The sequence below is a fragment of the Streptomyces sp. NPDC053432 genome (assembly GCF_055585365.1).
This window is the reverse complement of sequence record NZ_JBVJKF010000007.1, coordinates 32,367-53,497: the sequence shown is the minus strand read 5'-3', so window position 1 is coordinate 53,497 and position 21,131 is coordinate 32,367. Positions and strand designations below refer to the sequence as shown.

The following is a 21,131-nucleotide window of genomic DNA, read 5'->3' as shown; positions in this document are numbered from 1 at the left end:
AAGCCCCCGGCCGGGGAAAACCAGCCCCGTCGGCGATTGAGGCGCGGGGCCCGGGGCGGAGCCCCGGCAACGGCGCCGCACGGGCGGACGACCCCGGCGGACCTGCGGCCGGGGCACGGGGGCCGCGGGGCCCGGGGCAGAGCCCCCGGAGCGGCGCCGCACAGGACCTGTGGACCCCGGCCGGTGGCCGCCCGGCCGGGGTCGGTGCGGGGCGGCGGTCCGGGAAGACGCCGCCCCGTTCCCCCGCCGGGTCAGACGGCCTGGCGGAAGCGGGTCGTGCGGTGGACCGGGTCCGTGTCGATCTCCGGGATCACGTGCTCGCCGATCAGCTTGATCGTGGTCATCGTGTCCTCGTACGAGACGCCGGTCGGCAGGCCGAAGGACAGCTGGTCCGCGCCCGCCTGCTCCCAGCGCTTGCACTGGGCCTTCACCTCGGACGGGTCACCGCAGATCAGCAGTTCCTCGGCGATCAGGAGCTCGATGATCTCCGCGTTGTACTCGGGCAGGGTCTCGGGCCACTCCGGGATGGCCTCCGGCCGCGGGAAGGTGTCGTGGTAGCGGAACACCAGCGACTGGAAGCGGTTCATGTTGGCGTTGACGGCGATCTCGACGGCCTTGTCGTGCGTCTCGGCGCAGATCGCGGTGGAGGTGACCATCACGTTGTCGTTGACGAAGGCGCCGATGGCCTTCGCCTCCCGGATGGCCGTCTTGTACTGGTCGAGGACCCACTCCATGTCGGAGACCTTCTGCACGCTGAAGCCCAGCACGCCGAGGCCCTTCCTGGCGGCCATCGCGTACGAGGACGGGGAGCCCGCCGCGTACCACATGGCCGGGTGCGCCTTCCCGTACGGCTTGGGGAAGACCTTGCGCGGCGGGAGCGACCAGTGCTTGCCCTGGAACCCCTCGTACTCCTCCTGGAGGAACATCTTGGGGAACTCCGCGATGGTCTCCTCCCAGATCTCCTTGGTGCCGTTCATGTCCTCGATGCCCGGGAGGAAGCCGAGGATCTCGTGGCTGCCGGCGCCGCGGCCGGTGCCGAATTCGAAGCGGCCCTTGGAGAGGTGGTCGAGCATGGTGACCTTCTCGGCCACCTTCACCGGGTGGTTGACCGGGGCGAGCGGGTTGAAGATGCCGGAGCCGAGGTGGATGCGCTCGGTGGCGGCGGCGAGGTAGCCGAGGAACACCTCGTTCGCCGACAGGTGCGAGTACTCCTCCAGGAAGTGGTGCTCGGAGGCCCAGGCGTACTTGAAGCCGGACTTGTCGGCCTGGATGACGTACTCGGTCTCCTCCAACAGTGCCTTGTGCTCGGCCTGGGGGTCGACCTTGGATCGCGCCTCAGGCACGTATCCCTGCACGAAGAGCCCGAATTCCAAGGGGGTTCACCGTCCTTTGGTTTCTGACGTTGCGTCAGATCTTGATGCCACGACTGTTCCACCGCGAGGGCGGGAGCGTCAATACCTGACGCCCCATCAGATAGGGCTAGAGGATGCTGACGCCCGCCATCCAGCCGCCGTCGATCACGAACGGCTGGCCGGTGATGTACGAGGAGTCCTCGCTGGTCAGGAAGAGCGCGAGCTTGGCGATCTCCTCGGGCTGCCCCACCCGCCCCATCGGCACCACGCGCTGGTAGAGCTCCGCCATGGCGTCGCGGGCCTCCTGGGGCAGGTCCGCCGGGTCCGTGTTGCCGGGGGTGGCCATCGCGGTGTCCACGGCCCCCGGGCACATCGCGTTGACCCGGATCTTCTTCGCCGCCAGCTCCAGCGCGGCCACCCTGGTCAGGCCCAGGATCGCCGCCTTGGTGGCCGCGTACGTGCCGACGTAGGCCATGCCCGTCAGGCCCGTGTACGAGGAGGTGTTGACGATCGTGCCGCCGCCGGCCGCCTCGATCTCGGGGGCCACCGACTTGATGCCGAGGAAGGCGCCGACCTGGTTGACCTGCACCACCTGCTGGAACTCCTCCAGCGGCGTCGCGGTCAGCTCGTTGAAGCGCAGGATGCCCGCGTTGTTGACCAGCCCGTCGATCGGGCCGAAGGCCTCCTTCGCGGCGGCGACCGCGGCCGCCCAGTCCTCCTCGCGGCTCACGTCGAGGTGCACGTAGCGCGCCCGGTCCTCGCCCAGCTCCTTGGCCACGGCCGCGCCCGGCTCGTCGAGCACGTCCCCGAGGAGCACCTTGGCACCCTCGGCGGCGAAGAGGCGCGCCTCCTGCTCGCCCTGGCCGCGCGCCGCGCCGGTGATGATCACGACCCGCCCGTCCAGCTTGCCCATGCCGTACTCCCGGTCTTCTAGTCGTTGAGGTGCGGCGCCACGTCGGCGCCGAAAGCGGTGATCTGGTCGACGAGTTCGGCGCGGTCGCGGCAGCGGAAGCGGACCTGGATCTGGTCCACGCCGAGGGCCTTGTACTCCCGCAAGGACTCGGCGAGCGCCTCCGCCTTGCCGGTCAGGGTCCGGCGGCCGGTGTCCCAGCCGGGCTCGCCGACGTACAGGGCCTCGGTGATCGCCCCGTACTCCATGGGGCCGGACACCCCGGCCTCCTCGCGGAGCGCCTTGATGCGGGCGATCTGCGCGGGCAGCTGCTCGCGCGGGTCGCCCTGCGGGAGCCAGCCGTCACCGCGCAGGGCGGCGCGGCGCACGGCGGCGGGCGAGGAGCCGCCGACCCAGACGGGGATCCGCTCCTGTGCGGGCCGGGGCAGCTGGCCGAGGTCCTTGAAGGAGAACCGCTCGCCCTCGAACTCGGGGTACTCCTCGGGCCCCAGCGCGGCGCGCAGCGCGTCGAGGGTCTCGTCGAGGACGGCGCCGCGGCGGGCGAAGTCCACGCCCAGGACCTCGAACTCCTCCTGGACGTGCCCGGCGCCGACGCCGAGGACCAGCCGGCCCCCGGAGAGGTGGTCGAGGGTGGCGTACTGCTTGGCGCTGATCAGGGGGTGGCGCAGGCCGAGGATCGCGACGTGGCTCAGCAGCCGTACGCGTTCCGTGATCCCGGCCAGGAAGGAGAGGGTGGCCACCGGGTCGTACCAGACGGTGCTCATGGGGCCGGCGAGGCGGCGCGGGATGGCCACGTGGTCGCAGGTGGCCAGGTAGCCGAAGCCGGCCCGGTCGGCGGCGCGGGCCACCTCCGCGAGGTCGGCGGCCCCGGCCGAGGCCTCCCAGGGCTCGGCGTAGATGGTGCTCTGCGACTGGACCGGGAGCTGCATCCCGTAGACCAGCCGACCTTCCGGAAATACGCGCGCCATGCCGGGCCCGCCTCGCCTTCGTCTGCCGATTCGTCATATCGGTGTGCCGGGCCATCGTCGTAGCTGACGGTCCGTCAGGCAAGGGGGTGGACACAACGGGTGGCCGGACCGGACCGCACACCCTGCCGCGCCTCGAAACCCCTGGCCCGATCCGGAAGCGACGGCCTAGGGTGCGCGCATGGATCTGTTTCTCACGCTGGTCAGCGGACTCGCCTGGACGGTCGTGTACGTGGAGGCGATCCGGGTCGGACTGCGCGACCGGACGTACGCGATGCCCGTCGCCGCGCTCGCGCTGAACTTCGCCTGGGAATCGATCTACGCGGTCCGCGACATCGCGACCGGCATCTCCGCCCAGGGGGTGGTGAACGTGGTCTGGGCGGTGGCCGACGTGGTGATCGTCTGCACCTACCTGCGGTTCGGGCGGGCCGACCTGCCGCGGTTCGTGACCCGGCCACTGTTCGCGGCCTGGGCGGTGCTGGTGTTCGGCACCGGCTTCGCCGTACAGGGCCTGTTCCTGGCCCACTTCGGGGCGCACGACGCCTCGCGCTACTCGGCGTTCCTGCAGAACCTGCTGATGTCCGGCCTGTTCATCGGCCTCTTCGCGGCCCGCTCGGGCCCGCGCGGGCAGTCCCTGACCATCGCCGTCGCCAAGTGGCTGGGCACCCTGGCCCCGACGCTGCTGTTCGGGGTGATCGAGGACGCGCCGTTCATCCTCGCGCTGGGGATCCTGTGCAGCGTCTTCGACCTGGCCTACATCGGGCTGCTGCTCCTGGCGCGGGGCCGCGCCTCCGGGGGCGGGGCCGGAGCGGGGACCCGGGCCGGGGCCGGAGCCGGAGCGGGGACCCAGGCCGGGGCCGAGGCCGAGGCCGTCAGAAGCCTTCCGGACCCATCACGATGACCGGCTTCGCAGCCGGGTCGAGGGTCTCCAGGACCTTCTTCATGGCCTCCTTCGGGATGCCCACACAGCCCTGCGACGGGCCGTCGTGGTCCACGTGGAGCCAGATGTTGCCGCCCTTGCGCTCGCCCTCCGGCTTGGTGGCGTCCAGCGGGGACCTGCCCGGCCTGCGGTTGAAGTCGATCGCGACCACGTAGTCGAAGGAACCGGCGAGGGACTCGCCGTTCACCCCGCGGCCCGTCGCCACGAACGCGCTGTCCTTGCTGTACGGCAGCCTCGTCCCCGGCGGCTTCGGCAGCAGCCCGCCCGCGTCGGTCAGCGCGAACACACCCTGCGGGGAGGTCAGGTCCCCGTACGTCCGCTCCGTCGACCAGCCCTTGGCCCCGTTGCGCGCCGGCCAGCTCTCGGCCCGTACCCAGTCCGCGCCGGCCGCGGGCCGCGTGTACAGGGTGGCCGTCGACTCCGAGGAGTCCTTGCTCTTGCCGGTGACCAGGATGAGCTGGCGGGACTCCGCGGGGATCCGGGCCCGGGTCTGCTCGCTGACGCCCGGCAGACCCTGGAGGGCGTCCCGGCGGGCGTCGCGCGCGGCACGGTCCTCGGCCGGCGGGCGGGAGTCGGCCCGGGCCTGCGGCTTGGCCTCCGACCTCTCCGGGTCGTCGGCGGCGTACACCCAGCCCGCCCCGAGGGTCAGCAGGCCGAAGGCAGCCGCCAGCGCCACGCGGCGCGTCGGGCGGGGCGTGCGGGAGCGGGCTCGGCGGTGCTTGCTCATTGGGCCGACCGTACATCAGCCGATCTTCGAACCCGGTGCACCGCGTGAGGCGCCCCGTCGATCCGCCGGCGGGAAACGGACCCGCACCGTCAGCCCGCCCTCCGGTTCCCCGTTGGCCTCGGCGGCGAGCGCCGCCCCCTGCGCCCGCGCGGTGGCCGCCACGATCGAGAGCCCCAATCCGGCGCCCTCACCTGCGGTGTGCTGCCGTTCGGCACGTCTGCGGAACGGCTCCAGGAGCCTCGGCACGTCCGCCGGATCGATCACCGGGCCGGTGTGGGAGACGGCCAGTTCCCCGTCGGCGGAGGCCGCCACACGACGATCCGGCCGCCCGCGCGGTTGTGACGTACTGCATTCGCCAGCAGGTTCCGGACCAGGTGTCCCAGCAGCGCCCGCTCCCCGGTCACCGTCAGCGGCGCGGCGCGGCGCGGCCGTCTACGCCCGGGCGGGCCGGGGACCTGCCGTGGGTGGTCCCGCTGTGGGCGGTGACCGGCGGCTTCGCGGCCACCCTGGCGATCGGCACGCCGGCCGGCCTCTACCCGGCGGAGCGCGCGGCCCGGCTCTCGCCGACGCCGGCACTGGCGGCGGGGTAGGCGGGTGGACGGCGCGGGGGGACGGCGGACGGAGGCGGGGGGCGGAGAGGGGGGCGGACGGCGGGCGGAGACGGGGGCGGAGACGGGGGGACAAAACGCATTCCCCGCCTCCGCCACCCGGCGTACGCTGGATCGATGCGCACTCGAACTCCACGTCACGCGGCCCGCGTTGTCATCGTCTCCCCCGAAGGTTCGGTGTTCCTCTTCCGCGAGAACAACGTGGAGGTGGGCATCCACTGGCTGCCCCCGGGCGGCGGCATCGATCCCGGCGAGAGCCCCGAGGAGTGCGTACGGCGCGAACTGCGCGAGGAGACCGGGTGGACCGACCTGGAGCCCGAGCGGCTGCTGTGCACCTGGGAGCACGACTTCACCCACCAGGGGATCCCGGTGCGCCAGCACGAGCACATCTACCTCGCCCGGGGCCCGCACCGCGAGCCGGTGCTGGAGTACCCCGGCATCCACTGGCAGTGGCTCTCCCCGCAGCGGCTGGCCACCCTCGGCGAACCGCTGTGGCCGCCGCGCCTCCCGGACCTGCTGGCCGACGCCCCTGCGGAGCCGGTCCACCTGGGGCTGCTGGCGTAGAGCCGGCCCCTCAGCCCTTCCCCGTGGCCTTGGCGTACAGCGAGGCGGCGTACTCACCGAGGACCGTGCTGGTCGACACGTCGTCGGTGTCGCCGCCCGTGAGGATGCCGACGATCTTCCCGTCGCGCGCGATCCACGCGCTTCCGCTGGTGCCGCCGGGGAAGTCGGCGCAGTCGAAGCGCTGTTCGGTCGCGCTGAGCCGGACCGCGACCGCCGTGCAGGTGCGGGGCACCTTGCGGTCGGCGGGGTAGCCGGTGACGGTCACCTCCTCGGCGGTGCGGCCGGTGGTGTCGAGGGCGGCCGCGCCGGTCACGTCCTCGATGTTGCGGCCCTTGTCGTCGGGGGCGATGCGGGCGAAGGCGAGGTCGTAGTCGTCGTCCGTGCCCTCGGCCCAGCGGTCGTCCTCGAAGACCTTCTCTATCTTCCAAGTACCGTACGGAGCGAAACCGTTGGCGTACGCGGGTGCGAAGACGGCCCCGCCCTCGCCGGTGGTCTGGTCCCCGGCCAGGAGGCAGTGCCCGGCGGTGACGATGAGGTTCTTGCCCGGGCTGCGCACGACGGTCGCGGTGCAGAAGTGGTCGCCGTCCAGGCCGCCGGTGAACAGGGCCCCGGTGAAAGCGGCCGGGCCGCCGGGCTTGGGGGTCACCGGTGCGGGCAGCGGCGAGGTGAGCTGAGACCTCGGCGAAGCTTGCGAACGCGACGAAGCCGTCGGCGAGGCGGTCGGGGCGGCGGTCGGCGCGGCCTTCGCACGGACGGGCGGAGCCCCCTCGGGGGGCGGCACCAACTCGGCCACCGCCGCGGACGCGCCCAGCGCCGCCAGGGCGCACAGCACCACCGTCACCACGTTGCGCCTGTCCACCGGCATGATGATCCTTCCGCTTTGCCCCGGCGAAGCATGCCTCGGCGGCGGGCGCGGTCGCAAGGGGCGCGGCGGTGCGCGGCGGCCTTCCGGCCGGACGGAATCAGCGCGTTGCGGGTTCGTGCCGGACGAAGCCCATGCCCGGGCGGCCGTCCACGGAAATCTCACCGGTGGGGACGAAGCCCGTGCGGGTCAGGACGGTGCGGGAGCCGGCGTTGTCGAGCGTGGTGACGGCCCGCAGCGTGGTGACGCCGTACCGGGTGGCGGCGAGCCGGCAGACCTCGCGCACGGCGGCCGTGGCCAGGCCGCGGCCGGCGGCCCGCTCGGCGATCCGGTAGCCGAGCTCGGCGGAGCCGTCCTCGACGTCGACGAGGTTGACCCTGCCGAGCACTTCGCCGTCGTCGCCGACGAGCAGGTGGAAGAAGCACAGCCCGTCTGCCTGTTCGGCCAGCAGCGCGCTGTGCCGGTCGTCGAAGTACGCGAAGTAGGAGTCGCCCCGGTCCGGGACCGACGCGGCGAAGTAGGCCCGGTTCTCCCGCTCGAAGTCGAGCAGGGCCGGGGCGTGGTCGACACGGAGCAACTCGAGCGCGGGCACGCCCCGATGCTAACGCTGCGGCCGCGGGCCGTACCGCGAACAACGGCCACGCCGGGCCGAGCGGCACGGCGCGGCGGCTGTCCGAGCCGGACCGGGCAGCGCCGGGCGGGGCAAAGCCGGACCGGGCAAGGCAACGCCGGACCGGGCGAGGCCGGACCAGGCGAGGGCCGGACCAGGCCAGGCCGGGCCGGGCAGTGCCAGGCAGGGCAACGCCGGCCGGGCAAGGCCGGGCCGGGCAAGGGCCGGACCGGGCGAGGCCGGACCAGGCGAGGGCCGGGCCGGGCCGGGCCGCGGCCGTCGGGCGGGCTTCCGCGCGCCGTTACGCCCCCGGCCCCGCCCACAGCCCGTCCGGCGTCAGCCCGAGCAGGTCGATCGCGTTGCCCCGCACGATGCGCTCCACGACGTCCGGGGCCAGGTGGCCCATCTGCGCCTCGCCGACCTCACGGGACTTCGGCCAGGTGGAGTCCGAGTGGGGGTAGTCGGTCTCGTAGAGGACGTTGGCGACGCCGATGGCGTCGAGGTTCTTGAGCCCGAAGGCGTCGTCGAAGAAGCAGCCGAAGACGTGCTCCGCGAAGAGCTCCGACGGCGGCCGGTGCACCTTGTCCGCGACGCCGCCCCAGCCGCGGTTCTCCTCCCAGACCACGTTCGCCCGCTCCAGGATGTACGGGATCCAGCCGATCTGGCCCTCCGCGTACATGATCTTCAGGTTCGGGAAGCGTTCGAACTTGCCGCTCATCAGCCAGTCGACCATGGAGAAGCAGCAGTTGGCGAAGGTGATGGTGGAGCCGACCGCCGGCGGGGCGTCCGCGGAGGTCGACGGCATCCGCGAGGACGAGCCGATGTGCATGGCGATGACCGTGCCGGTCTCGTCGCAGGCCTCCAGGAAGGGGTCCCACTCGTCCGTGTGGATGGACGGGAGGCCCAGGTGCGGGGGTATCTCGGAGAAGGCGACGGCGCGCACGCCGCGGGCGGCGTTGCGGCGGACCTCGGCGGCGGCGAGGCGGGCGTCCCACAGGGGGATCAGGGTGAGGGGGATCAGGCGGCCCCGGGCCTCGGGGCCGCACCACTCCTCCACCATCCAGTCGTTGTACGCGCGGACGCCGAGCAGCCCGAGCTCGCGGTCCTTGGCCTCGGTGAAGGTCTGGCCGCAGAAGCGCGGGAAGGTCGGGAAGCACAGCGCCGACTGGACGTGGTTGACGTCCATGTCCGCGAGGCGGTCGGGAACCGAAAAGGATCCCGGGCGCATCTGCTCGTAGGTGATGACTTCCAGTTTGATCTCGTCACGGTCGTACCCGACGGCGGTGTCGAGGCGGGTGAGCGGCCGGTGCAGGTCCTCGTACACCCACCAGTCGCCGATCGGGCCGTCGTCGCCCCTGGCTCCCATGACGGGGGCGAACTTGCCCCCGAGGAAGGTCATTTCCTTCAGAGGGGCGCGGACGACGCGGGGGCCGATGTCCTTGTACTTGGACGGGAGCCGGTACCGCCAGACGTGGGGGGGCTCAACCGTGTGGTCGTCCACCGAGATGATCTTCGGGAAGGTCTCCATGCCCCCTACGGTAGCGTCGATCTGACGAACCGTCAGCTAGTTGGCGGGCGATCGCTCCGGGACGGGCTGACGTGTACGTGCAAGACAGGGCAGACTGACCCTTACACCGACGGAAGGCAGGGGGAGGACAGATGGACGGCGTACCGGCCATCCCGAGCCCACGGCGGCACCCCGGTACGACCCGGCGCGCGCCTGCGGCTGCGGCCGCACCCGGAGCCGGAACCGGAGCCGGTCCGGGAGGCCCTCCCGAGGCTGCTCCCGCACCTGCCACCGCATCCCTCGCAGGCCCCGCGGCCCCCGCAACGCAAGCCGGCCCGGCGGCATCGGGGGCAGGGGCGGTGGCCGACGGCACCCCGGCCCACGGGGAGTCCCGGTTCTCCGTCCTCGGCCCCATCCGCGCCTGGCGGGGCGGAGACGTGCTGCCCTCCGGCACGCCCCAGCAGCGGGCCCTGCTCGCCGCGCTGCTGCTGCGCGGCGGCCGCACCGCCACCGCGCCCGAGCTCATCGACGCCATCTGGGGCGAGGACCCGCCGCAGCAGGCCCTCGCTACCATCCGCACGTACGCCTCCCGGCTGCGCAAGGTCCTCGACCCCGGGCTGCTCGTCTCCGAGTCCGGCGGCTACGCCATCCGCCTGCGCTCCCCCGCCACCCTCGACCTCGGCGTGGCCCGCAGCCTCGCCGACGACGCCGAGGCCGCCCGCGAGGCCGGCGACCGCGCCCTGGCCCGCACGCTCCTGGCCCGCGCCCTCGACCTGTGGGACGGCGAACCCCTCGCCGGGGTCCCCGGCCCGCACGCCGAGACGGAACGCACCCGGCTGGAGGAGTGGCGCCTGCAGCTCCTGGAGACCCGCCTCGACCTGGACCTGGAAGTGGGCCACCACGCGGAGGCCGTCTCCGAGCTCACCGCCCTGACCGCCGCCCACCCGCTGCGCGAACGCCTGCGCGAGCTGCTGATGCTCGCCCTCTACCGCAGCGGCCGGCAGGCCGAGGCCCTCGCCGTGTACGCCGACACCCGCCGCCTCCTCGCCGGAGAGCTCGGCGTCGACCCGCGCCCCGAGCTCTCCGCCCTCCAGCAGCGCATCCTGAACGCAGACGCCGACCTGGCCCGCGCCGAGGACCCGGCGCCGGCCGCCGCGCCCGTCCACGTACGCCCCGCACAACTGCCCGCCACCGTGCCGGACTTCACCGGTCGCACCGGCTTCGTCGAGGAGCTCGGCGCCATCCTGGCCGGCGGCGCCCGGGGCCAGGTCATGGCCGTCTCCGCGCTCGCCGGCATCGGCGGCGTCGGCAAGACCACCCTCGCCGTGCACGTCGCCCACACCGCCCGCGCGCACTTCCCCGACGGCCAGCTCTACGTGGACCTGCAAGGCACCGAGCCGCGGCCCGCGGAGCCCGTCGCCGTACTCGGCTCCTTCCTGCGCGCCCTCGGCACCCCCGACACCGCCATCCCGGACACCGCCGACGAACGGGCCGCGCTCTACCGCTCCGCACTCGACGGCCGCCGCGTCCTGGTCCTGCTCGACAACGCCCGCGACGCCGCCCAGGTCCGGCCGCTGCTGCCCGGCACCGCCGGCTGCGCGGCCCTGGTCACCAGCCGGGTCCGGATGGCGGGCCTGGCCGGAGCCCACCTCGTCGACCTCGACGTGATGAGCCCCGACGAGGCACTCCAGCTCTTCACCCGGATCGTCGGCGAGGAACGGGTGCGCGCCGAACGCCAGGCCGCCCTCGACGTGGTCGGCGCCTGCGGCTTCCTGCCGCTGGCCATCCGCATCGCCGCCTCCCGCCTCGCGGCCCGCCGCACCTGGACGGTGTCCGTCCTCGCCGCGAAACTCGCCGACGAACGCCGCCGCCTCGACGAGCTCCAGGCCGGCGACCTCGCCGTCAAGGCCACCTTCGAGCTGGGCTACGGCCAGCTGGAGCCCGCCCAGCAGCGCGCCTTCCGGCTGCTGGGCCTGGCCGACGGACCCGACATCTCCCTCTCGGCGGCGGCAGCCGTGCTGGACCTGCCCGAGTACGACACCGAGGACCTCCTGGAGGCCCTGGTCGACTGCTCCCTGCTGGAATCCGCCGCCGCCGGCCGCTACCGCTTCCACGACCTCGTACGCCTCTACGCGCGTGCGTGCGCGGAGCGCGACGAGCAGCCGCCGAGCAGCCGGGACGCCGCCCTGGACCGGCTGCTGGACTTCTACCTCGCCACCGCCTCCGGGGTCTACGCCCTGGAGCGCCCGGGGGACCGGCTCCCCGCGCACCTCTCCGAAACCCACTACCCCGGCCTGGTCTTCCCCGACTCCCGCGCCGCCATGGACTGGCTCTACCAGGAGGCCGACCCGCTGCTGGGCTGCGTACGGCAGGCATCCGTACGGGGCGGCGACTCGACGGTGCTGCGCCGGGCCGTTGACCTGCTGTGGGCGGCGAAGGACCTGGCCGAGTCCGGGGCCAACTCCAAGCAGTACGAGTCGGCCTCCCTGGCCCTGCGCGACGCCGCCCAGGCCGCGAAGGACCCGTACGCCGAAGGCCGCGCCCGCACCACGCTCACCAACGTCCACCTGGTGGCCGGCCGTTTCGCCGAGGCCGACGACGAGGCCCGCCAGGCCACCGCCCTGGCCCGCGAGGCCGGCGATCCGCTGCCCAGCTGCTGGGCGCCCAACGACCGCGGGATCATCGCCCTCTACCAGGGACGGCACGCGGACGGCGAGCGCTACCTGCTGGAGGCCATCTCCAACTTCCGCGCCGACGCCAACTACGTCGGCGAGGCCAGCGCCCTGTGCAACCTGTCCCGGATCCACGTGGAGCTCGGCCGGCTGCCCAGCGCCATCGACCTCGCCCAGCAGGGCATCGCCATCTACGACCAGATGGGCCTCACGCTGCGCCTGGCCAACGGCCGGTACGCGCTGGGCATCGCCCTCACCCAGGCAGGACGGCACGGCGAGGCGCTGACGCAGCTCACCGAGGCGCTCGGGCTGTTCCACGACAACCGCCAGCCGCTGTGGGAGGGCATCACCCACTACCGGCTGGCGGAGGTCCACCTGGCGGCCGGGCGGGCCACGCTGGCGGCCGCGCACGCCGAACAGGCCGTCGCGTTACGCGTGATGGGCGGCGAGTGGCGCCGGGCGTGCGTGCTGATGGTGCTCGGACGGGCGCTGCGGCAGCTGGGCCAGCGGGACCGGGCGCGGGCGTGCTGGCGGGACGCGGAGGCGGTGTTCGCGCAACTCGGCTCCTCCGAACTGGCCGAAGTGCGTGCCCTGCTGGCGGCCGAGGTCGCGGCCTGAGGCGGACCGGGCTGTCCGGAACTGTTCCGGCCTGCGCGATCGGCCGCTGAATGAGACGTTCATCGTTCGTTTATCGCCTCGGGTCATCGTAGGTGCATCGACTCGTCGCGTCGGGGGGCACGCGGGTCGGCTGGACAACCCGTTCGGCGGTCCGCGGGGGAATCGCCGAACGGGTCCGGACCCACCATCAGGAGTGCGTGATGACGAACGAGAACATCCTTCCGGGCGACGGCGACATCAAGCCGCTGGACAACCACGCCACGGGCATCGAGATCAAGCCGCTCGACAACCACGCCACGGGTGAACCGCTCACCACCGCCCCGGCCGACGAGGAAATCGTGACGCTCGACAACCACGCGACCGGCACCCTGCCGTAACGGCGGCGCCGGACCAGGGGACCCGCGGGGGGTACGGGGGTACCGGGGACCCAGGGGTACGGGGGAACGGGGGAACGGCGGCCGCGGTGGCCCGGAGGGGGAGCCACCGCGGTCGCCGCGTTTTTTCATGTCTGCCCCCGTCGTCCACGGCGCAGCCCCGGGCCCGTACGTCCTCCGGCTCGGGATCGAGCCGGTCCGGAAGGGCAGCCCGCTGTCGAGGATCCGGCAGGCGGAGGGCTTCGCGATCCCGGAGCCGGCCGCCGGAGCGGCGAGCCGGCGCGGGCCGCCGAGGGGCGCCGGGGCGCCGGCCCTGAGTTGTTCCGTTCACGGAACTCCGGCCCGCACCCGGTCCGGGTAAGGCCGAAGGTCCCGCAATCCCCGCCGAGGGGCACCTGGTCACTACCCTGGGGACGGTGTTCTCCTCCCACGGGCCGAGCGTCCGCGAACTCGCCGCGCAGGCCCTCACCTCGGTCGAGCGGGGCTACGACCTGCTCGCACCGAAGTTCGACCACACGCCCTTCCGCACCCCGGACCGGATGCTGGACGCGGTGGAGGAGACCCTCGCCCAGCGGGAGGGCTCCTTCGGCGCCGGGCTGGACGTCTGCTGCGGCACGGGCGCCGCGATCGGGATGCTGCGGCGGCTGTGCCGGGGGCGGGTGACCGGGGTGGACATCAGCACGGGCATGCTCGCCGAAGCCTCCCGGGCGCACGCGGACGAGCGCGTGGACTTCGTACGGGCCGACGCCCTGGCGCTGCCGCCCGCGCTCCGGGACTCGTACGACCTGGCCGTGAGCTTCGGCGCCTTCGGGCACTTCCTGCCGGCCGAGCGGCCCGCCCTCTTCTCCGGGGTGCACCGGGCGCTGCGGCCCGGCGGGGTCTTCGCCTTCCCGGTCGGCGCGCCGATCCCGCCCTCCTCGCCGCTGTGGTGGGCGGTGGCGGGGTTCGACGCGGCGATGCGGGTGCGCAACGCGGTGTGGCGGCCGCCCTTCGTCATGTACTACCGGACCTTCCCGCTGAGCGGGGTCCGGGAGGACCTGCGGGCGGCCGGCTTCACGGTGGAGACCGTGCCGCTGGAGCACTTCGGGCGGCAGCCGGGCGGCGCCCCGCACTGGCGGCTGGTCCTGGCCCGGCGCGGGGAGGGGCAGGGCCGAACGCCGGTATCGAAGGTCACGGCTGAATAGGCTGGCCCAGGACCCCCTGGAGGAAACCATGGCAGCCGAGCTCCCCGAATGGATGCTCCCGCCCCGCCCGAGCGGCTGGGAGGCGGACGACCTCGACAACTGGCCCCAGGCCCCGAACGAGGTCGCCTTGGTGATCGAAGTGGTGTCCGAGGAGTCGGCGGACCGCGACCGGTCCATCAAGCCCTTCAAGTACGCCCAGGCCGGGATCCCCCACTTCTGGCGGGTCGAGGACGAAGAGGACGAGCCCGTCGTGCACGTCTACGAGCTGGACACCGTCACCCGGACGTACGTCCCCACCGGGATCCTTCGCGATCGGCTCAAGGTGTCGGTCCCGTTCCCGGTGGACATCGACCTGGGCGCACTCACCCCCTGACTCAGCGGGTGCGCAGCTCCCGCTTGAGGACCTTGCCGCTCGCGTTGCGCGGCAGCTCGCTGACGAACTCGACCGCGCGCGGCACCTTGTAGTTGGCCATCTCCCGCCGGGACCAGGCGATCAGGTCGTCGGCGGTGAGGGTGGATCCGGGGCGGCGCACGGCGTACGCCTTGCCGACCTCGCCGAGGCGCGGGTCGGGGATCCCGACGACGGCGACGTCGGCGATGTCCGGGTGCAGGCCTATGAGCTGCTCGATCTCGGCGGGGTAGGCGTTGAAACCGCCGACGATGAACATGTCCTTGATCCGGTCGGTGATGCGCAGGTTGCCGTGCTCGTCGGTGAACCCGACGTCGCCGGTGTGCAGCCAGCCCTCGGCGTCGATCGCCTTCGCGGTCTCCTCGGGGTCCTCGAAGTACCCCTGCATGACGTTGTACCCGCGTACCAGGATCTCGCCGACCCGGCCGGCGGCCTGCGGACGCGGACGCCCGTCGGGGTCCGCGATCAGCACCTCGGTGTCGGGGATGGCCCGCCCCGAGGTCTCCGCGATGACCTGCGCCGGATCACCCTGCCGGCACATCGTGACGATGCCGCTGGCCTCGGAGAGCCCGTAGGCGGTCAGGACGGTGGCGATGTGCAGTTCGCTGCGGAGCCGCTCGACGAGCTGGAGCGGGACCACGGCCGCGCCGGTGACGACCAGGCGCAGGGCCGACAGGTCGTGGTGGTCGCGCTGGGGGTGGTCCAGGAGGGACTGGTGGAGGGTGGGCGGCCCGGGGAGCACGGAGATCCGTTCGGCGGCGACGTTGGCGAGGACGGTGTCCACGTTGAAGACGGGCTGCGGGACCATCGTGGCGCCGCGCATCAGGCAGGCGATGATCCCGGCCTTGTAGCCGAAGGTGTGGAAGAAGGGGTTCACGATCAGGTAGCGGTCGCCCTCGCGCAGTCCGGCGAGCTCGCTCCACACGTCGTAGCAGCGCAGGGACTGGCCGTGGGTGATGACGGCGCCCTTGGGGCTGCCGGTGGTGCCGGAGGTGAAGATGATGTCGGAGGGTGCTTCGGGGCGGATCGATTCCGCGCGTTCACGGACCGCGGCGGCCGGGACGGAGTCCCCGCCGGCGAGGAAGTCCTTCCAGGTGCGGAAGGACTCGGGCGCGTCCTCGGCCAGGACGACGGCCTGCTCCAGGTGCGGCAGCCCGGGCAGCGGGCCGCCCCCGGGGCCCTCGGCGGCGGCGCGGCGCAGCGAGGCGACGTACGAGGTGCCGAGGAAGGTCCCGGTGACGAACAGCAGCTTCGCGCGGCTGCGCTGCAGGACGTACGCCGCTTCCGCGCCCTTGAAGCGGGTGTTGAGGGGGACGAGCACGGCACCGGCCGAGACGGCGCCGAGTGCGGAGACGATCCAGTCGAGGGTGTTGGGGGCCCAGACGGCGACGCGGTCGCCCGGTTCGACCCCGGCGGCCATACAGGCGGCCGCGGCGCGCTCGACGCGCTCGCCGAGCTGCGCGTAGTCGATCCTGACGCGGCCGTCGACGACGGCCTCGCGGCCGGCGTACCGTACGGCTGCCGCCCGGACGAGCCCGCCGATGCTGCCCCAGCGCAGGTCCGCGCGCACGTCCTCGCGCAGGTCGCCGCGTACGTCCTCGCGCAGGTCGCCGCGTATGTCCTCGCGCACGGCCTCGCGTACGTCCGCGCGCACGGCCTCGCGCCGGTCTCCGCGCCCGCCTTCGCGCCCCTCGTCGCCCATCCGTGCCACCCCTCCACGAACCCAGTAGCTGACTATCCGTCAGATTAGCTGTAGCCTTCGCGGCTGTCAGCAGTACCGGTGCACCCCAAACCCACGGAGGTGGCGATGGCGGCAACGCTCAAGGACGCTACGGCGATAGTCGGCATCGGCCAGACGCCCTTTGCCAGACGACTGCCGCAGTCCGAGAAGGAACTGGCCTGCCGGGCCATCCTGGCGGCCCTCGACGACGCCGGGATCGACCCGTCCGAGGTCGACGCCTTCTCCTCGTACACCATGGAGGAGACCGACGAGGTCGAGGTCGCCAAGGCCATCGGCGCCGGCGACGTCACCTTCTTCTCCAAGATCGGCTACGGCGGCGGCGGTTCCTGCGCCACCGTCGGACACCTCGCCGCGGCCGTCGCCACCGGCCAGGCCACCGTCGGCGTCGCCTGGCGCTCCCGCAAGCGCGGCTCGGGCCCCCGCCCCTGGAAGAACACCGCCGTCCAGCTGCCCACCCCCGGCCAGTGGACCCGCCCCTTCGGGCTGCTGCGCCCGGCCGACGAGATCGGCATGCTGGCCCGCCGCTACATGCACGAGTACGGCGCCACCCGCGACCACCTCTTCAACGTGGCCATGGCCTGCCGCAACCGGGCCAACGAGAACCCGGCCGCGATGATGTACGAGCGCCCGCTGACGCGCGAGATGTACATGACCTCCCGCATGATCAGCGACCCGCTCTGCCTGTTCGACAACTGCCTGGAGACCGACGGCGCGCTCGCCTGCGTGATCGTCTCCGCCGAACGCGCCCGGGACTGCCGGCAGAAGCCCGTCTACGTGCACTCCGCCGCCCAGGGCCTGCCCTCGCAGCACCACGGCATGGTCAACTACTGGAACGAGGACCCGCTGAGCGGCCCCGCCTGGACGGCCGCCCGCCACCTGTGGAAGCAGGCCGACTTCGGCCCCCAGGACGTGGACGTCGCCCAGATCTACGACGCCTTCACCCCGCTGATCCCGCTCTCCCTGGAGGGCTACGGCTTCTGCGGGCGCGGCGAGGGCGCCGCCTTCACCGAGGGCGGGGCCCTGGAGATCGGCGGCCGCCTCCCCATCAACACCGGCGGCGGCGGGCTGTCCGAGGCCTACGTCCACGGCTTCAACCTGATCAACGAGGGCGTCAAGCAGCTGCGCGGCATCTCCACCGCCCAGGTGCCGGACGCCGCGACCTGCCTGGTGACGGCGGGCGAGGGTGTCCCGACGTCCGCGATCCTGCTGAGGAGCTGAGCCGGCCATGACCGCATCCGTACCCACGCACGCCCCCACACCCCCCTCGGCGGAGGGCCTGCTGCTCCCCGTCCCCGACGAGGACGGCGCGCCCTTCTGGGAGTACGCCGCCCGGGGCGAACTCCGTGTCCAGGCCTGCACGGCCTGCGGTGAACTCCGCTTCCCGCCCCGCCCCTGCTGCCCGCACTGCCGGTCCTTCGACAGCGAGTGGCGGCTGATGAGCGGCCGGGGCCGGATCTGGTCCTACGTGCTGCCGCACCCGCCGCTGCTGCCCGCGTACGCGGCGCAGGCCCCGTACAACGTGATCCTCGTGGAGCTCGCCGACGCCCCCCGCATCCGGCTCGCCGGGAACCTGGTGACCTCCGCCGACGCCCCGCTCGACTCCGTGGACCCGGCCAGGCTGCGCATCGGGGCGCGGGTCCAGGCGACCTTCACGAGCGTCGGCGGGATGGCCGTGCCGCGCTGGATCCTGGAGAAGTCTTGACGCTGAGGGTGGAGCGGGACAAGGCGACCGGGGTAGCGGTCGTCACCCTGGACCGGGAGCGCAGGCACAACGCGATCGACCTGGAGACGGCCGCCGAACTGACCGAGGTGTGGCGCGAGTTCCGCTTCGCCGAGGACGTCCGGGCGGTCGTGCTGACGGGCGCGGGGACGGCCGCCTTCTGCACGGGCATCGACCGGGGCGCCGAGGTGCCGCAGCCGGGGTCCCCGTACTCGGTCGACGATCCGCTCGCCGGGATCGGGCCGAAGGCGGGCGACCTGTGGAAGCCGGTGGTCGCCGCCGTCAACGGCATGGCCTGCGGAGGGGCGTTCTACCTGCTGGGCGAGTCGGAGTTCCTCATCGCGTCCTCCACGGCGAGCTTCTTCGACCCGCACACCGCCTACGGGATGGTCAGCGCGTACGAGGCCGTGTACATGGCGCAGCGCATGCCCTTCGGCGAGGCGGCCCGGATGTCCCTCATGGGCACGGCCGAACGGCTCTCGGCCCGGCGCGCGTACGAGATCGGGCTCGTCTCGGAACTGGCCGGACCGGCGGAACTCCTCCCGGCGGCGCTGCGCGCGGCGGAAACCCTGGCCGGATACCCCACGGAGGCGGTGCAGGGCACCGTACGGGCGCTGTGGTCGGCGAAACAGGCCGCCCTCCAGCAGGCCCTCGCCCATGCCCCGGCCCTGATCAAGCTGGGCAACCTGACACCGGAACGGCAGGCGGAACTCTTCGCCTCGCGACGGCCGGGGACGGAGTTCCGGCTGCGCTGATCAGTGCTTGGCGGCGGACCTGGCCGGCTTCGGGGTGGACCTGGGCGTCGACTTCGGCGTGGACCTGGAGGTGCCGGAGCCGACGCCGTCGGCCGGGGTGGGGCTGCCGGTGTCGGTCTCGGGCGTGGCGAGACGGCCGCTCCCGTGGCTCACGCGATGAAGTCGCCCACGAGCTTGACGAAGGTGTCCTCCTGCTCGAAGAGCATGACGTGGCCCGCGTCGATCTCGGCGTACGAGCTGTTCGCGATCGCCTCGTGCAGGGCGCGGCTGTGCTCGACCGGGACCGTGATGTCCTGGGTGCCGCCGATCACCAGGGTGGGGGCCCCTATGCGGGGCAGCAGCGGCCGGATGTCCACCCGCAGGTCGTAGTCGACGTGGCGCAGGGTGCCCGGGGTGGGCGGCATGTTGGGAATGAGGGCCTCGAACGCCTCGCGGCCGATGGCGTTCAGGAAGCCGCGGCTGAAGCCGGTCATCGCGACGGCGCGGCCGAAGGAGGCGGGGTCGGTGGTGCCGAGGTCCTGCCAGAGGGTGAAGAGGCTGCGCAGGTACTCGTCGCTGTCGGTGTGGGCCCAGCCCGCGACCAGGATCAGCTTCCGCACCAGGTCGGGGCGCAGGGCGGCGACGGTCGCGGCGACGGTGGAGCCCATCGAGAAGCCCAGCAGGTCCACCGGCCCGTCCGCCGGGTCCAGCGCGTCCTCGATGACGGCGATGACCTGCGCGGCGAGGCCTTCGGCGGTGAGCGGGGCGCCGTCGTCCACGGTCGCGTCGGTGCCGGACAGGTCGGGGGTGATGACGGTGTGGTGCGGGGCGAACCGGGGCGCGGTCTGGCCCCAGTTGAGGGCCGCACCGGCCGAGCCGGTGCCGTGGATGAGGACCAGGGCGGGGCCCGAGCCGGTCTTCTCGTAGTGCACCTGCGCGCCGTTGACGTCGACGATGGCCATGGTGTGCTCCCGATCCGCTGCTGCGACTGTGTCGTCCGGGGCGTTCTCGCTCCGGGTGGTCCGGGGCGTTCTCGCTCCGGCCCGGCCCACAGTGCCGCCGCCCGGAAGGGGCCGGGAGAGCCCTCCTTACCCTGGGATCGGCAGTCCCTGGCTGGGCACCTGACCGTCCGGCAGGATGACCGTATGAAGATCGACCGTGAGGCACTCGCCGACTTCCTGCGCCGCTCCCGCGAGCGGGTGCGGCCCCAGGACGCCGGCCTGCCGGTCGGCCCCCGTCGGCGCACGCCGGGCCTGCGCCGCGAGGAGGTCGCCCAGCTGGCGGGCATGTCGGCCGACTACTACATCCGTCTCGAACAGGCCCGCGGCCCGCAGCCCTCGCCCGAGATGCTCGCCGCGCTGGCGCGGGCCCTGCGCCTGTCCGACGACGAACGCGACCACCTCCACCTGCTCGCCGGACGCCGCCCGCCCGCCGCCCGGACCTCGGGCGACCACGTCGGCCCGGGTCTGCTGCACCTGATGGACCAGCTGCCCGGTACGCCCGTGCAGGTGCTCGGCGACCTCGGCGACGTCCTGGCCCAGAACCCGATGGCCGAGGCCCTGCTGGGCGGCGTGTGCACGGTGTCCGAGCACGGCCGCAACGTGGCCTGGCGCTGGTTCGCCGACCCGGCCCAGCGCGCCGCGTACCCCCCGGAGGAGCACGAGTACTACAGCCGGCTGCACGTGGCCGACCTGCGGGCGGCCGTGGGCCGGCGCGCGGGCGACCCGGCGGCGGCGCGGCTGGTGGAGCGGCTGAAGGGGACCGGCGAGGAGTTCACCGCCCTGTGGGAGCGGCACGAGGTCTCCGTGCGCCGGGCCTCGCGCATGCGGGTCCTGCACCCGCTGATCGGCCCGGTCGAGCTGGACTGCCAGGTCCTGCTCGCCCCGGAGGGCGACCAGCGCGTGGTCCTGTACACCCCGCCGGTCGGCAGCGACACGGCCGAGCGCCTGGCCCTGCTCAAGGTGGTCGGCACCGGCCAGTTCACCCCTGCGGGCTGAGCCCACGCGGCGGCCCCGTCCGCGGGCCCCGGAAACGGCGGCGGCCCCGGCCCCCGGTGAGGGGGCGGGGCCGACCGGCCGGGCAGGCGGGGTGGATCAGGCCTCGACGACGCCCGAGGCCGCGATCTCGATCTTGGCGCTGGTGCGGCCGGAGGGGGAGCCCAGCTTCTCGATCCGGTCCACGATCTCCGTGCCCTCGACGACCTCGCCGAAGACGACGTGCTTGCCGTCCAGCCACGGGGTCAGGACGGTGGTGATGAAGAACTGCGAGCCGTTGGTGTTGCGGCCGGCGTTCGCCATCGACAGCAGGTACTTGCGGTCGTGCTTCAGCTGGAAGTTCTCGTCCTCGAACTTCTCGCCGTAGATGGACTTGCCGCCGGTGCCGTTGTGGTTGGTGAAGTCACCGCCCTGCAGCATGAACTGCGGGATGACGCGGTGGAAGCCGGAGCCCGCGTAGCCGTAGCCGTTCTGGCCGGTGGCCAGCTCGCGGAAGTTGCGGGCCGTCTTCGGGACGACCTCGTCGAAGAGGTTGAAGACGATACGGCCGGCGGGGGCGCCGTCGATGCTGATGTCGAAGTAAACGTTGCTCATGGGGTCCATCCTGTCACTCCCGGTGCCGTGCGCTACCCGGCGGGGC

General features: G+C 73.1%; 22 protein-coding genes and 1 pseudogene. 12 read left to right on the top strand and 11 right to left on the bottom strand.

Features of this window, described 5'->3' with window-relative positions:
- Nucleotides 1–251 precede the first annotated feature (251 nt).
- The 3 genes from ACZ6Y1_RS14030 to ACZ6Y1_RS14020 all read right to left on the bottom strand — a co-directional run bounded on the left by ACZ6Y1_RS14030 (nucleotide 252) and on the right by ACZ6Y1_RS14020 (nucleotide 3,230).
- On the bottom strand, nucleotides 252–1,373 hold the full coding sequence (locus ACZ6Y1_RS14030) for an LLM class flavin-dependent oxidoreductase (protein WP_469627636.1): 1,122 nt from the start codon (nucleotides 1,371–1,373) through the stop codon (nucleotides 252–254).
- 106 nt (nucleotides 1,374–1,479) lie between these two features.
- On the bottom strand, nucleotides 1,480–2,265 hold the full coding sequence (locus tag ACZ6Y1_RS14025; protein ID WP_469627633.1) for an SDR family NAD(P)-dependent oxidoreductase: 786 nt from the start codon (nucleotides 2,263–2,265) through the stop codon (nucleotides 1,480–1,482).
- Between the two features lie 17 nt (nucleotides 2,266–2,282).
- Nucleotides 2,283–3,230, bottom strand: coding sequence for an LLM class F420-dependent oxidoreductase (locus ACZ6Y1_RS14020; RefSeq protein WP_469627631.1), 948 nt, complete (start codon nucleotides 3,228–3,230; stop codon nucleotides 2,283–2,285).
- 178 nt (nucleotides 3,231–3,408) lie between these two features.
- On the opposite strand from ACZ6Y1_RS14020, the gene ACZ6Y1_RS14015 reads away from it, so the two are divergent.
- The gene (locus ACZ6Y1_RS14015; RefSeq protein ID WP_469627629.1) at nucleotides 3,409–4,128 is read left to right on the top strand and encodes a transmembrane-type terpene cyclase; all 720 of its coding nucleotides are present in this window, start codon (nucleotides 3,409–3,411) and stop codon (nucleotides 4,126–4,128) included.
- Here the strand turns inward: ACZ6Y1_RS14015 and ACZ6Y1_RS14010 are convergent.
- Both ACZ6Y1_RS14010 and ACZ6Y1_RS14005 read right to left on the bottom strand, forming a co-directional pair.
- A complete protein-coding gene (locus ACZ6Y1_RS14010; protein WP_469627626.1) occupies nucleotides 4,100–4,894 on the bottom strand; it encodes a L,D-transpeptidase family protein in 795 nt (264 codons plus the stop codon). The genes ACZ6Y1_RS14015 and ACZ6Y1_RS14010 overlap by 29 nt on opposite strands.
- A 15-nt stretch (nucleotides 4,895–4,909) precedes the next feature.
- The gene (locus ACZ6Y1_RS14005; protein ID WP_469627623.1) at nucleotides 4,910–5,206 is read right to left on the bottom strand and encodes an ATP-binding protein; all 297 of its coding nucleotides are present in this window, start codon (nucleotides 5,204–5,206) and stop codon (nucleotides 4,910–4,912) included.
- 137 nt (nucleotides 5,207–5,343) lie between these two features.
- On the opposite strand from ACZ6Y1_RS14005, the pseudogene ACZ6Y1_RS14000 reads away from it, so the two are divergent.
- Nucleotides 5,344–5,484: pseudogene (locus tag ACZ6Y1_RS14000) on the top strand (ABC transporter permease); the annotation flags it as partial.
- A 135-nt stretch (nucleotides 5,485–5,619) separates the two neighbouring features.
- Nucleotides 5,620–6,066, top strand: a complete 447-nt coding sequence (locus tag ACZ6Y1_RS13995) for an NUDIX hydrolase (RefSeq protein ID WP_469627620.1) — start codon at nucleotides 5,620–5,622, stop codon at nucleotides 6,064–6,066.
- A gap of 10 nt (nucleotides 6,067–6,076) precedes the next feature.
- On the opposite strand, the gene ACZ6Y1_RS13990 is transcribed toward ACZ6Y1_RS13995, so the two are convergent.
- The 3 genes from ACZ6Y1_RS13990 to ACZ6Y1_RS13980 all read right to left on the bottom strand — a co-directional run bounded on the left by ACZ6Y1_RS13990 (nucleotide 6,077) and on the right by ACZ6Y1_RS13980 (nucleotide 9,066).
- The gene (locus ACZ6Y1_RS13990) at nucleotides 6,077–6,931 is read right to left on the bottom strand and encodes a trypsin-like serine peptidase (RefSeq protein ID WP_469627618.1); all 855 of its coding nucleotides are present in this window, start codon (nucleotides 6,929–6,931) and stop codon (nucleotides 6,077–6,079) included.
- 97 nt (nucleotides 6,932–7,028) lie between these two features.
- Nucleotides 7,029–7,520: a GNAT family N-acetyltransferase gene (locus ACZ6Y1_RS13985; RefSeq protein ID WP_469627615.1), complete on the bottom strand. Its 492-nt coding sequence runs from the start codon at nucleotides 7,518–7,520 to the stop codon at nucleotides 7,029–7,031.
- Nucleotides 7,521–7,839: 319 nt separating this feature from the next.
- A complete protein-coding gene (locus tag ACZ6Y1_RS13980; RefSeq protein ID WP_469627612.1) occupies nucleotides 7,840–9,066 on the bottom strand; it encodes an amidohydrolase family protein in 1,227 nt (408 codons plus the stop codon).
- Between the two features lie 131 nt (nucleotides 9,067–9,197).
- Between ACZ6Y1_RS13980 and afsR the strand changes: the two genes are divergently transcribed.
- The 4 genes from afsR (at nucleotide 9,198) to ACZ6Y1_RS13960 (ending at nucleotide 14,266) form a co-directional block, all read left to right on the top strand.
- Entirely contained in the window at nucleotides 9,198–12,335 is a 3,138-nt protein-coding gene (afsR, locus tag ACZ6Y1_RS13975) for an SARP-family global regulator AfsR (protein ID WP_469627609.1), read from the top strand.
- Nucleotides 12,336–12,535: 200 nt separating this feature from the next.
- Nucleotides 12,536–12,712 (top strand): hypothetical protein, encoded by a 177-nt coding sequence (locus ACZ6Y1_RS13970; protein WP_469627607.1) that lies wholly within the window; start codon nucleotides 12,536–12,538, stop codon nucleotides 12,710–12,712.
- Nucleotides 12,713–13,125: 413 nt separating this feature from the next.
- Complete coding sequence (locus tag ACZ6Y1_RS13965) at nucleotides 13,126–13,893, top strand: class I SAM-dependent methyltransferase (protein WP_469627604.1); 768 nt, start codon at nucleotides 13,126–13,128, stop codon at nucleotides 13,891–13,893.
- Between the two features lie 28 nt (nucleotides 13,894–13,921).
- Nucleotides 13,922–14,266: a Uma2 family endonuclease gene (locus ACZ6Y1_RS13960; protein WP_469627601.1), complete on the top strand. Its 345-nt coding sequence runs from the start codon at nucleotides 13,922–13,924 to the stop codon at nucleotides 14,264–14,266.
- 1 nt (nucleotide 14,267) lies between these two features.
- Here ACZ6Y1_RS13960 and ACZ6Y1_RS13955 read toward each other — a convergent pair whose 3' ends face one another.
- Entirely contained in the window at nucleotides 14,268–15,872 is a 1,605-nt protein-coding gene (locus ACZ6Y1_RS13955; RefSeq protein WP_469628279.1) for a FadD3 family acyl-CoA ligase, read from the bottom strand.
- 237 nt (nucleotides 15,873–16,109) lie between these two features.
- Here ACZ6Y1_RS13955 and ACZ6Y1_RS13950 point away from each other — a divergent pair, with 237 nt between their 5' ends.
- The 4 genes from ACZ6Y1_RS13950 to ACZ6Y1_RS13935 are packed head-to-tail and all read left to right on the top strand — an operon-like array spanning nucleotide 16,110 to nucleotide 18,678.
- Nucleotides 16,110–17,261 carry a lipid-transfer protein gene (locus ACZ6Y1_RS13950; protein ID WP_469627598.1) on the top strand — a complete coding sequence of 384 codons (1,152 nt, stop codon included), beginning with the start codon at nucleotides 16,110–16,112 and terminating at the stop codon, nucleotides 17,259–17,261.
- 7 nt (nucleotides 17,262–17,268) lie between these two features.
- Entirely contained in the window at nucleotides 17,269–17,745 is a 477-nt protein-coding gene (locus ACZ6Y1_RS13945) for a Zn-ribbon domain-containing OB-fold protein (RefSeq protein ID WP_469627595.1), read from the top strand.
- On the top strand, nucleotides 17,742–18,518 hold the full coding sequence (locus ACZ6Y1_RS13940; RefSeq protein WP_469627591.1) for an enoyl-CoA hydratase/isomerase family protein: 777 nt from the start codon (nucleotides 17,742–17,744) through the stop codon (nucleotides 18,516–18,518). Before ACZ6Y1_RS13945 ends, ACZ6Y1_RS13940 begins: the two co-directional genes overlap by 4 nt.
- A 7-nt stretch (nucleotides 18,519–18,525) precedes the next feature.
- Nucleotides 18,526–18,678, top strand: coding sequence for a hypothetical protein (locus tag ACZ6Y1_RS13935; protein ID WP_469627588.1), 153 nt, complete (start codon nucleotides 18,526–18,528; stop codon nucleotides 18,676–18,678).
- On the opposite strand, the gene ACZ6Y1_RS13930 is transcribed toward ACZ6Y1_RS13935, so the two are convergent.
- Nucleotides 18,668–19,459, bottom strand: a complete 792-nt coding sequence (locus ACZ6Y1_RS13930) for an alpha/beta fold hydrolase (RefSeq protein ID WP_469627585.1) — start codon at nucleotides 19,457–19,459, stop codon at nucleotides 18,668–18,670. The genes ACZ6Y1_RS13935 and ACZ6Y1_RS13930 overlap by 11 nt on opposite strands.
- A 183-nt stretch (nucleotides 19,460–19,642) precedes the next feature.
- On the opposite strand from ACZ6Y1_RS13930, the gene ACZ6Y1_RS13925 reads away from it, so the two are divergent.
- Complete coding sequence (locus ACZ6Y1_RS13925; protein WP_469627582.1) at nucleotides 19,643–20,494, top strand: helix-turn-helix transcriptional regulator; 852 nt, start codon at nucleotides 19,643–19,645, stop codon at nucleotides 20,492–20,494.
- Between the two features lie 96 nt (nucleotides 20,495–20,590).
- Here the strand turns inward: ACZ6Y1_RS13925 and ACZ6Y1_RS13920 are convergent, their stop codons facing one another.
- Nucleotides 20,591–21,085 carry a peptidylprolyl isomerase gene (locus ACZ6Y1_RS13920; RefSeq protein WP_469627579.1) on the bottom strand — a complete coding sequence of 165 codons (495 nt, stop codon included), beginning with the start codon at nucleotides 21,083–21,085 and terminating at the stop codon, nucleotides 20,591–20,593.
- Nucleotides 21,086–21,131 lie beyond the last annotated feature (46 nt).

What these genes read in the sequence shown, in the direction of transcription:
- ACZ6Y1_RS13930 (WP_469627585.1), bottom strand. Translation starts at nt 19,459, where the DNA reads ATGGCCATCGTCGACGTCAACGGCGCGCAGGTGCACTACGAGAAGACC.
- ACZ6Y1_RS13990 (WP_469627618.1), bottom strand. Translation starts at nt 6,931, where the DNA reads ATGCCGGTGGACAGGCGCAACGTGGTGACGGTGGTGCTGTGCGCCCTG.
- ACZ6Y1_RS13925 (WP_469627582.1), top strand. Translation starts at nt 19,643, where the DNA reads ATGAAGATCGACCGTGAGGCACTCGCCGACTTCCTGCGCCGCTCCCGC.
- ACZ6Y1_RS14015 (WP_469627629.1), top strand. Translation starts at nt 3,409, where the DNA reads ATGGATCTGTTTCTCACGCTGGTCAGCGGACTCGCCTGGACGGTCGTG.
- ACZ6Y1_RS14010 (WP_469627626.1), bottom strand. Translation starts at nt 4,894, where the DNA reads ATGAGCAAGCACCGCCGAGCCCGCTCCCGCACGCCCCGCCCGACGCGC.
- ACZ6Y1_RS13995 (WP_469627620.1), top strand. Translation starts at nt 5,620, where the DNA reads ATGCGCACTCGAACTCCACGTCACGCGGCCCGCGTTGTCATCGTCTCC.
- ACZ6Y1_RS13950 (WP_469627598.1), top strand. Translation starts at nt 16,110, where the DNA reads ATGGCGGCAACGCTCAAGGACGCTACGGCGATAGTCGGCATCGGCCAG.
- ACZ6Y1_RS13970 (WP_469627607.1), top strand. Translation starts at nt 12,536, where the DNA reads ATGACGAACGAGAACATCCTTCCGGGCGACGGCGACATCAAGCCGCTG.
- ACZ6Y1_RS13945 (WP_469627595.1), top strand. Translation starts at nt 17,269, where the DNA reads ATGACCGCATCCGTACCCACGCACGCCCCCACACCCCCCTCGGCGGAG.
- ACZ6Y1_RS13960 (WP_469627601.1), top strand. Translation starts at nt 13,922, where the DNA reads ATGGCAGCCGAGCTCCCCGAATGGATGCTCCCGCCCCGCCCGAGCGGC.
- afsR (WP_469627609.1), top strand. Translation starts at nt 9,198, where the DNA reads ATGGACGGCGTACCGGCCATCCCGAGCCCACGGCGGCACCCCGGTACG.
- ACZ6Y1_RS13920 (WP_469627579.1), bottom strand. Translation starts at nt 21,085, where the DNA reads ATGAGCAACGTTTACTTCGACATCAGCATCGACGGCGCCCCCGCCGGC.
- ACZ6Y1_RS13980 (WP_469627612.1), bottom strand. Translation starts at nt 9,066, where the DNA reads ATGGAGACCTTCCCGAAGATCATCTCGGTGGACGACCACACGGTTGAG.
- ACZ6Y1_RS14025 (WP_469627633.1), bottom strand. Translation starts at nt 2,265, where the DNA reads ATGGGCAAGCTGGACGGGCGGGTCGTGATCATCACCGGCGCGGCGCGC.
- ACZ6Y1_RS14020 (WP_469627631.1), bottom strand. Translation starts at nt 3,230, where the DNA reads ATGGCGCGCGTATTTCCGGAAGGTCGGCTGGTCTACGGGATGCAGCTC.